At 56.7% G+C, this 8,893-nt stretch carries 6 protein-coding genes and 1 pseudogene; 3 read left to right on the top strand and 4 right to left on the bottom strand.

The window, feature by feature from the left end:
- Window positions 1–126 precede the first annotated feature (126 nt).
- The 4 genes and pseudogenes from FQ182_RS29255 to FQ182_RS29240 form a co-directional block, all read right to left on the bottom strand.
- Window positions 127–1,053, bottom strand: a pseudogene (locus FQ182_RS29255) (MFS transporter); the annotation flags it as partial.
- Between the two features lie 56 nt (window positions 1,054–1,109).
- Window positions 1,110–2,054 carry a sugar kinase gene (locus FQ182_RS29250; RefSeq protein WP_149415276.1) on the bottom strand — a complete coding sequence of 315 codons (945 nt, stop codon included), beginning with the start codon at window positions 2,052–2,054 and terminating at the stop codon, window positions 1,110–1,112.
- Entirely contained in the window at window positions 2,047–2,829 is a 783-nt protein-coding gene (locus FQ182_RS29245; RefSeq protein ID WP_149415275.1) for a sugar phosphate isomerase/epimerase, read from the bottom strand. The genes FQ182_RS29250 and FQ182_RS29245 overlap by 8 nt, the downstream gene beginning before the upstream one ends.
- A 114-nt stretch (window positions 2,830–2,943) precedes the next feature.
- A complete protein-coding gene (locus tag FQ182_RS29240; protein ID WP_149415274.1) occupies window positions 2,944–3,987 on the bottom strand; it encodes a LacI family DNA-binding transcriptional regulator in 1,044 nt (347 codons plus the stop codon).
- Between the two features lie 237 nt (window positions 3,988–4,224).
- On the opposite strand from FQ182_RS29240, the gene FQ182_RS29235 reads away from it, so the two are divergent.
- The 3 genes from FQ182_RS29235 (at window position 4,225) to FQ182_RS29225 (ending at window position 8,846) form a co-directional block, all read left to right on the top strand.
- A complete protein-coding gene (locus tag FQ182_RS29235) occupies window positions 4,225–6,210 on the top strand; it encodes a hypothetical protein (protein ID WP_149415273.1) in 1,986 nt (661 codons plus the stop codon).
- 171 nt (window positions 6,211–6,381) lie between these two features.
- Window positions 6,382–8,400 (top strand): hypothetical protein, encoded by a 2,019-nt coding sequence (locus FQ182_RS29230; protein WP_149415272.1) that lies wholly within the window; start codon window positions 6,382–6,384, stop codon window positions 8,398–8,400.
- A gap of 215 nt (window positions 8,401–8,615) precedes the next feature.
- Window positions 8,616–8,846, top strand: a complete 231-nt coding sequence (locus FQ182_RS29225) for a hypothetical protein (RefSeq protein ID WP_149415271.1) — start codon at window positions 8,616–8,618, stop codon at window positions 8,844–8,846.
- Window positions 8,847–8,893: the final 47 nt, after the last annotated feature.

The raw sequence follows: 8,893 nt of genomic DNA, 5'->3' as shown, positions 1-8,893 counted from the left end.
CATGAGTGGACGACCGCTTAATCACGTGAACTTGCGCAAAATGAATGCAAAATAGTTAGAAGAATTAAGCTATTGAATTGTATGGATAAAATCACGACTAACTGTTAGCTTGGGTCCAGAACTGTCAGAGGCAATCAGCAGCGGCGGCCAGACAAAACGTTTACGCTTTTGCTGCTTGTCCGACGCCCAGGACACAGCCAGCATAGCGATCACTGCGGCCAGGTATGGCAAAGCCGACAGCCAGCCGGCCTCGACCATGTCCATCTGCAAACCGCTCTTGAGGATCGACGGTAGCCACAGCACAAAGCCGTAGACGCCAATACTCCAGCAAAAGAATTGCAGTGCCAGGATGATCACCTTCGGCGAGCGGAAGGCCTCGGCGTAGTTTTTCACTGCCTTCATCCCCACCTGTTCGGCGGCCAGGGCAGTTTCCAGGTCTTTTTTCTGTGCGTCGCTGAGCCACTTGGCATCGGCGGGGCGGTCATCGGCCAGGCGCCACCAGATAAACGCCCAGAGCACCGCCGGCAAGCCTTCGATGATAAACATCCAGCGCCAGCTGTAATGCTGCACCAGGTAGCCCGACACCACTGACATCCAGAGCATGGTCACCGGGTTGCCGAGGATCAGAAAGGTGTTGGCCCTGGAGCGTTCGGCGCGGGTGAACCAATGGCACAGATACACCAGCATCGCCGGCATCACGGCGGCTTCCACCACGCCGAGCATGAAGCGGATAGCGATCAGCATGTAGGCGTTGGAGACCACGCCGGTTAGCGTCGCCAGGCCACCCCAGAGGATCAGGCTGACAAAAATCAGCTTCTTGACGCTGTGTTTTTGCGCGTAGATCGCCCCTGGCACCTGGAAAAAAAAGTAACCGAGAAAGAACAGCGCACCCAGCAGCGACGACATGCCGGGGGTGATCATCAAGTCTTCGGCCATCCCGGAGGCTGCGGCAAAGCCATAGTTGGCGCGGTCCAGGTACGCCAGGCTGTAGGTGATAAAGACGATGGGCATGATGTACCACCAACGACGGGTGGCTAGTTTCAGCGTTTGCATGAGAGTGCTCCTGAGCTTGTTGTAGTTGTGGCAACAGGTAACCTGGGTGTTTTTGACTAACCGGCTTTTTGTGAAAGGGGCAGGTCAGCCCGCATCGGCAACCCCTCCATATCTCCTCGACTCTGCACGGCACGGCTGCCGATCCAATTGCCGCGCTGTACGGCCTGGGCAAAACTGAGGTTTTCCAGCAGGGCGCTGATCACGCCTACGGCAAAGCCATCGCCGGCGCCCACGGTGTCGATCACCTTGGCTACCGGTACGGCGGCGACAAATCCTTCGTCCAGTTGGGTGCGGTAATAGGCACCATCAGGCCCCAGCTTGATCACCACGGCTTCCACGCCCTGGTCCAGGTAGAACGCGGCGATGTCCGCCGGGTCTTCGAAACCGGTCAGCAGGCGGCCTTCACCGAGCCCCGGCAGAACCCAATCCGCCAGGCAGGCGAGGGCGTTGATTTCGCTGATCATGCGTTGCTCACTGGCCCACAGGGCCGGGCGCAAATTGGGGTCGAACGAGACGCTACGCCCGGCCTCGCGCATTTGTGTCATCAATTGGCGGGACAGATCACGGGTGGCATCCGACAGCGCTGGCGGGATACCGGTGGCGTGCAGATGACGCGCCTGCAGCAGTTCGGGACGGATCGCCGCCACCGACAAATGGCTAGCCGCCGAACCACGGCGAAAATACTCCACCTGCGGATCGGCACCCGTGTCTTCCCGTGATTTGAGCTGAAAGCCCGTGGGGTGCAGCGGGTCAATCGCTATATGGCTGCAGTCCAGGCCTTCGTTCTGCAGGGTGTCCACCACGAAACGCCCAAGGGAGTCGTCGCCCACCCGGCTCAGCCAGGCCACGTTGAAACCCAGGCGCGACAGGCCAATGGCGACATTGCTGTCGGCCCCGGCGATGCGTTTGTGAAACTGGCCGACCTGGGCCAGGTCGCCGGTTTGCTCGGCGACAAACATCGCCATGGTTTCACCAAACGACAGAATATCGATCTCAGACATGAGCGTTCTCCAGGCGGGGCTGGCCAAGGACAGTAAGGGCAGCGACCTGTTGGGCGGTGACCTGTGTCAGGTCTTCGCCTTGCAGGGGGAATTCCACGGCCCGGGTAATACCTTGGGGCATGTGGCGCAGCAATTGTTCCCATAGATGCAGGTCTGCGGCGCTCGGCGGCAGTGCTACCAACTTGCCATCCGCGCGGCGGGCCACTGCCTTGCAGTGCAGGTAATCGACATGCCGACCCAACAGGCGGGCGGCCGTGGTGGCCGATTGGTCCTGCCATTGCCAGTTGCCGATATCGAAGGTCATTTTCACCGGCACGGCGAGCCGCTCGGCCTCGTTGAAAAAGCGCTGCATCGGCTCAATACGTCCGCCGTGCAGGGTCTGGTCATTTTCCACCAGCAAGCGAACAGGGTGACGGTTGAGCAGGGCCGCCAGGCTTTGCAGGTCGTTGGTATCGGTGAAATAACCGAGGGAGACTTTCAGCCAGCGAGCCCCGAAGGCCTGGGCGCGGTCGAGAGTGGCGGCCAGTTCGGCGTTGGGCTGTGCGCGGCCGGCGACCCAAAGCTCCAGTGGCGAGGAAAATACGCATTCCAGACCTTGGTCTGCGGCAGTTTGCGTCAGATCGGCCGGTTGCTCGGTGGTCAGTAACTCTTCTCGCCATTCGATACGTTGTGCGCCGGCATCCGCCAACACCTGGACAAAACTCAGTTGGCCACGCTGGCGGACGACGTCCGCGCCGTAGCTGGAGAGGCTGATGGAAACGGGGTATTTGTACATTATTATTGACCTCTGAAACCGGTTTCATTTTTTGACAAAAATTAAATTGTGGATCTGGAAATTCTCGCCACAACAAGCCTGCTGCCACAGGGTAATGTTTGGCGCTTCATTTCCTTAACTGGGCAAGCCCGGCTCCCACAGAGAGTTGCGGGTTGATCCGCGGACAATCAGTTGCGGCAGGAAATCCAGGGTTCGCGCTGGCGAATCGTCACCGCGCAAGCGCTTGAGCAGGCAGTCAAACGCACTGGCACCAATGGCCTCGGTGGGTTGGGCAAGGGCGGTGATACCACTGCCTACCAGCGGGTACCAGTCCAGGTCATCAAGGGCAATCAGTCCGATATCGGTGAACAGAGTGCAGCCCAGTTCCTGCAGCGCTCGCGTGCAGGCCAGGGCGGCAATGCCGTTGGCGCAGAACAGCGCCTTGGGACCGTTTTTAGGATTCATCAGGAAGCTTTGCAGATGACTGTTCAAGTGCGCATCAATTTCCAGCACGGCGCCGCGCAGGCTTGTGCGCTGGTTGATCTGGGCCTTGAAGCTGTCCAGGCGTTCAACCCGTGAGCTGGTGCCATCTGCCGCTTCGCTGACCAGCAGCAAGTCACGATAGCCTTGCTGTTCCAGGTGTTCGACAGCTATGCGCACGGCCACCGGGTTATCTAGCCCCACCAGGTCGCTGTGCAGCGGTTCGACCTTGCGATCCACCAGCACCAGGGGTATTTCCCGTTGCAGTTCCAGTAATTGGTCGAGGTGATGACCGAGGGTGTTCACGATCAGGCCTTCGATATTGTACGAGCGCAGCGCAGCCAGATGCTGGCGCTCCTGCTCGTCATCACGGTCGGTGTTGCACACCACCAGGCTGTAGCCATGCTTGCGGCAGGCAGTTTCCACACCATGCATCACGGCAATCGAATAAGGGTTGCGGATATCGGCCACCAGCATGCCGATCAGGCGGGTGCGCCCACGTTTCAGGCCACGGGCCATCTGGTTGGGGCGGTAGCCCAGCTCATCAATGGCCTGTTCGATGCGCAAGGCAATGGCGTCGGACAGCAATGTGCGGTCATCGCCGATAAAGCGCGATACGCTGGCTTTGGACACACCGGCGCGCTCGGCCACGTCAAGCATGGTTACACGGCTGCGCTGGGCGGCGGAAAAGGTTGTCACGGTAGCGGGCCTTTCTTATTGGATTTATGGGGTGTCAGTACTGAATCACAGCATTGAAACCGGTTTCAGGAAACACCAAGCGCGCAAATTCGTCAAGCGATTGTCGAACAAGGCAGCGTGGAAGCAGGGAGGGCAAAACCGACGAGTGGCGGGCCTTACCTGTTAGTTTTGACAGTATCGAAAGGAGAAAATTAGGCATTTAATTCTTCCCAAACCTTGTGAAGGAAGGAAGCCAAAATGTATCGCTCTGACGCGTCTGCCTCCCACATCACCGTTCTGTCTCGCAGGGCCGAAGGGATTAACATGCACGGAGACTTTGCGGAGATCGTCGGCGTTGACCCAACCGATCCCGAAGGGTTGATCCCACTCGCTATCTCATTGCAACCGTTGGAGTGTCGTATTCCCCAATGGATACCCGGGCCGTCACCGGGCAGGGTCGAGACCCTCAAGCTGTGGTGGAGAATACAGGGCATTGACGTTGAGGCTGACTCTCAGCCTTTTCCCGGCCCGCTGAATCCTGCGGACTTTCCTTATTCACTGTATGTGCCAGTGGATTACATGAGGGAGATCGATGCAGTAGTACAAATCTACTTCACGATTGTGGATGAGACCGGTTTCTCTACTCCCTCGCTTCCCCTTACGTTGAGGGTGGACAACAACCCACCCAGGTTTCAAGACCCGGATGACAAGGCGCAGTTCGTTGATCCGGGTATCGAGGCGACAGGCATCACCGAAGAGGTGCTAGCAAACAATCCCTTTATCGAAGTCCTTGTCCCTGATTTCATTGGTCGAGCCGGGCGTGACCGTGTTGGCTACTATCTTGATGACAATGCCCCACCAGTTCCTGCGATACAGAAAGGTATTCAAGAGTTCACTTTTATTGCTGAACCCCTGGTTCTGAGGATACCTGCGGACGATTTCCGTTCACTGCCAAACGGTGCGGCTCACCTGCAATACCGCCTTTATGATCGCGCCGGCAATTTCTCCGGGTTCAGCGCGCCATTGTCTTTTCAGGTCAGTTTGATTGCGGGCCCGAGCAATCTACCCGCTCCTCAAATACGTCCTCCGGCCTATAACGATTTTCTCATCAAGCGTGACGATGCGCGGGCGATCGTCGCGGCTGTCATCCCGCATCAATACGATGGATTTGCACCGGGAGACCGTGTCGTGATGCGTTGGGACGGTCGCGACGTGCTTCCAGCGCAGACCATTACCGGCTTTCCGTTTACGGTATCGATACCCTGGGACACTCTGCGTGGCCCGACTCCCTTGGTTCGCGAACTGGTGGAAGTGAGGTACACCATTCAACGCACTGGTCGCCCGGATGTTCCTTCACCGTCTGGTTTTTTCTGGGTTGACTTGACGATCGCCGGGCAAGACCACGCGCTTGCGCCAGCGAGGCTCAACCAGACATTGTCACGAGTGGACGTTTTCGGTTTAGGCTCCGGATTGCACAACGAACTTGATTTGCGGGATCGCGACTTGGGTGCGCAGGTGTGGGTGCGGCTATATGTCGGCCCTGTTGCTGGAGAGCGATTGGAGCTCTATTGGAGCGGTGCAGGGCCGGTTGCGCATTATGACGTTCAGCCAGGCGATGTATTCGACCAGCCAGTCAGATTTACCGATGTGCCCGGCAGTGTCATTGTTGCCGGAGGCAACCACCCGCAACTTCCAGTCTTTTACATCACCAGTAATGGCGTGAATGAACAAGACGCTCGGAACACGCTGGTCAATGTTCATGTTGAGCCGTTGGTGCGTCTGAATCCCCCCGTGATACAGCACAGCCTGCATGGTGGGGCCAATTATCTTACTTGTGATTCTATTCCGGCTATTTGTCATGGTGTGATTTGGTGGGTGCGTCCTGATCCTGTTTTTCAATTGAATGACATTATTCAATTTTTTTGGCAAGGCTACTCCAAGAACAACTGGGAGGACCCCATTGATGACACGGACTTTTCATTTTCTCTCCCGCTTGACGCCAACCACCTGAACGCCGGTGTATATATAACGGTTCTGCCTTGGGACACGAAAATCGAACCGATGCGCAGTTTTGCTTCAGCAACTTCTGGTTATTCATTAGTGCGCAACGGAGCTCCCGTTGGAGAGTCAACGCCAGGCCGCGTCAGAATCGACCGCAAGTTTTCCGGCTCCGGAAAAGTTTGCCAGCCAGGCGATGAAGGGTTTTGCGATAACGTGCAGGGTGATTGTTCGGGTAACCATTGATAAATAAAAAACATCGTACGCAACACGTTAAGGCGTACTTGCTTTTTGATAGGTGATAATTCCAATCGCCATGAAGGCATCTGTAAGGCGAAGTGCGTATTGGCTAGGGGCGTGCGCGTGCGTGCATTAATCGGTAAGGCGACCTACTTAACAATAGCGAGTGAATAAACGATGAAAAACATCAATCGTACCAAGATAAAGTCAGGCGCGAACATACAGGCGGTGCCTATCACTTTAGATGATCCTGTTATCGATGGCCTGGTGGATGACGTCAACTATCCGGGCCTGATTTTCCGCGATAAGGCAGACGCTATTTTTTTGGAGGTGAATATTCCTACCTCTAGCTGGGTTCCGACACCCACAAATCCAGGTAGGCCAGATGTGCTGGACACGTACCTTGACGATATCGGGGATTTTCAGAGCGGCCTCATCCTTAGCGAGCCGGTTTTTTTCCCTGGCATTATTCCAGCCTCCTATGCAACAAGAGTCCCGCGAAGGTTGCTGACGGAGGGGAACCATCATTTCAGTTACAAAATCACCTCGGGTGGGCCGGGGGGGAATGAGTCAGGCTCACCCCAGGTGCCGCTGGTTATCGACCGTACGGCACCTTACGACAGCATTCCCGATGGCCCGCGTATGTTAACGCTGCCAGCGGGTTGGCCGGGGAGCCTCACAGAGGTGTTCATGGCTTCCCACGACGCTGCCGGTGGTGTTCCGTTTGGAATCCCTGATTATGCGGCAGAGGGTGCAGACCCAGGTGACAGGTGGCGTCTATTTGACGGCGAGTCCGACGTCCCTGTTGCAGAAGGCCCGGCGTTTCCCGATAGGGTCGTGCGCTACAGCAGAGCGCTGGCTGAGGTGTCGGACGGGTCAAAAAAACTGCAGTACCGCCTGGTTGATGTCGCGGGCAATATCAGTGAGCGCTCGTTCGAGTTGCCAATATCTATCGCGCTCAACCCAGCCCCAACGCTTGCTCCGGCGGGCGTCAGGGATGCCGTGTCACTGACCGGCATTGGCGACCGGCTGATCGATCGTGCAGACACCGCGGTGTCCTCCGGGATGTTTGTGATCATCCCTGACTATGATGAGGACCGTGCAATAGATCAGTTTCATGTCCGCCTGACCACCACTCATGGCATACGTGAACTGGGCCCTTACCCTTTGGGTGGTTCTCAACTGCCCTATAATTTTCATGTGGATTTCCCAACGCTTTTAGTGTTGTACGGGACCAGCACCGGTAAGCTCAACCTGGCAGTAGAGTACGCAGTGAACCGCCATGAGGTGCTTAACTGGGTACCAACAGCCACCAATATCGAACTGGAATTAGAGGTGGGTGGCCCGACAAACCCCCATGACCCCGACCCGATCAATATCACCCTGCTGTTACCCGTCCTGACAGGGCGAGGCTCAGGCAAGGTAAATGAGCTTGATGAGGACGATAATGGGCTGGATGCGGATGTCGAGGTGACGTTGTGGAGTGCTACACCACTTCCGTCAGCCCGCGCATTCGATATCGTTCTGTACTACATGAACGAACAGGTCGATAGACAACCTGTGGACCCTACCACCGCGATGCCGGGTGACACGGTCGCCATGACGGTACCGTGGCCCTATATCCAGCGGCACTCCAACGGGTTGATTCCGCTGCGTTACGAAATTGCGGTTGCCTCCACCCACAACCGAACCTCATCGCCGCCCCAGGATATCAACGTTAATGCCAACGTGACTGCCTTCCTGGCGCCCAGCGTCACAGGAGCCTTGCCCGCTGTACCCGGAACGCCACCATTGCCTGGGGAAATACGTTGCGGGGCGTTACTAGTGCCGGCGAGAAACGCCCGTGTGTTTGTGCCGCCCCATCCTTTGCTGACGCAGGGCATGATCGTCACGGTGAACTGGACCGGCTGCAGCGATGATGCCGGTGCGATGCCAATTGCGGGGGCCACCGGGACGTTTCCTTATGGCCCTATTTCGTTCCAGGAGGCGCAAATCGGCTTCACGGTGTCCGTCGGGCCTTATGCGACCTACATCAAGCCCATCAATCTGGCTAACCATAGTAGGGGCTCAGTGCACATCACCTATACCGTACCAATCATTGGTCCTTCTCCTGTCGTCTCGGCCGAGGCCGTTCTGTTGGTTCGTGGTGTCGTAGCGGGTCCTGCCTATTGCGATGGTTCGCCTTGGCCGACGTAAAAAACGCTATGTGCAAAGGAAAAGAGGAGCGTAAAGCTCCTCTTTTTTATCAGCCCTACCTCTTTCGTCCATTCGTTCAGTCATTACGTGCAGATAAGTCCTACATACCCATTCTCCCTCCGCCCCTAATCTTCGGCCCGTCGAGGCCTGGTCCCATCTCGCTGGGTGCCGGTCAATTCGTTCCTTTGGGAAGTCTATGTACGGGTATGCATGCAATGAGTATCAACGCACTTTTTAAAAAACATCCGCTGGCAATCGCGCTTCAGGTGCCTGTAGTCAGTTTCCTGATGTTGACTACGCCACTGGTGGAGGCTCGCTCCGAGCTCCATCCAGGCATGGAACGCACCATCGAACAAGGCCATAGGGATGGATTTGCCCCTACAAAACCGGACACCAACTCCCTGTTAAATTGGTGCTGCCGCCAAGCGCCTGAACTCCCTCGGTGAGCGATAGTTCAAAGCGCTGTGCGGATGCTGCTCGTTGTAATGTTCAA

The organism is Pseudomonas sp. ANT_H4 (assembly GCF_008369295.1).
GTDB lineage: Bacteria > Pseudomonadota > Gammaproteobacteria > Pseudomonadales > Pseudomonadaceae > Aquipseudomonas.
The sequence above is the reverse complement of the archived record's forward strand: the minus strand, read 5'-3'. Positions and strand labels throughout refer to the sequence as shown.

What these genes read in the sequence shown, in the direction of transcription:
- FQ182_RS29230 (WP_149415272.1), top strand. Translation starts at nt 6,382, where the DNA reads ATGAAAAACATCAATCGTACCAAGATAAAGTCAGGCGCGAACATACAG.
- FQ182_RS29250 (WP_149415276.1), bottom strand. Translation starts at nt 2,054, where the DNA reads ATGTCTGAGATCGATATTCTGTCGTTTGGTGAAACCATGGCGATGTTT.
- FQ182_RS29235 (WP_149415273.1), top strand. Translation starts at nt 4,225, where the DNA reads ATGTATCGCTCTGACGCGTCTGCCTCCCACATCACCGTTCTGTCTCGC.
- FQ182_RS29225 (WP_149415271.1), top strand. Translation starts at nt 8,616, where the DNA reads ATGAGTATCAACGCACTTTTTAAAAAACATCCGCTGGCAATCGCGCTT.
- FQ182_RS29245 (WP_149415275.1), bottom strand. Translation starts at nt 2,829, where the DNA reads ATGTACAAATACCCCGTTTCCATCAGCCTCTCCAGCTACGGCGCGGAC.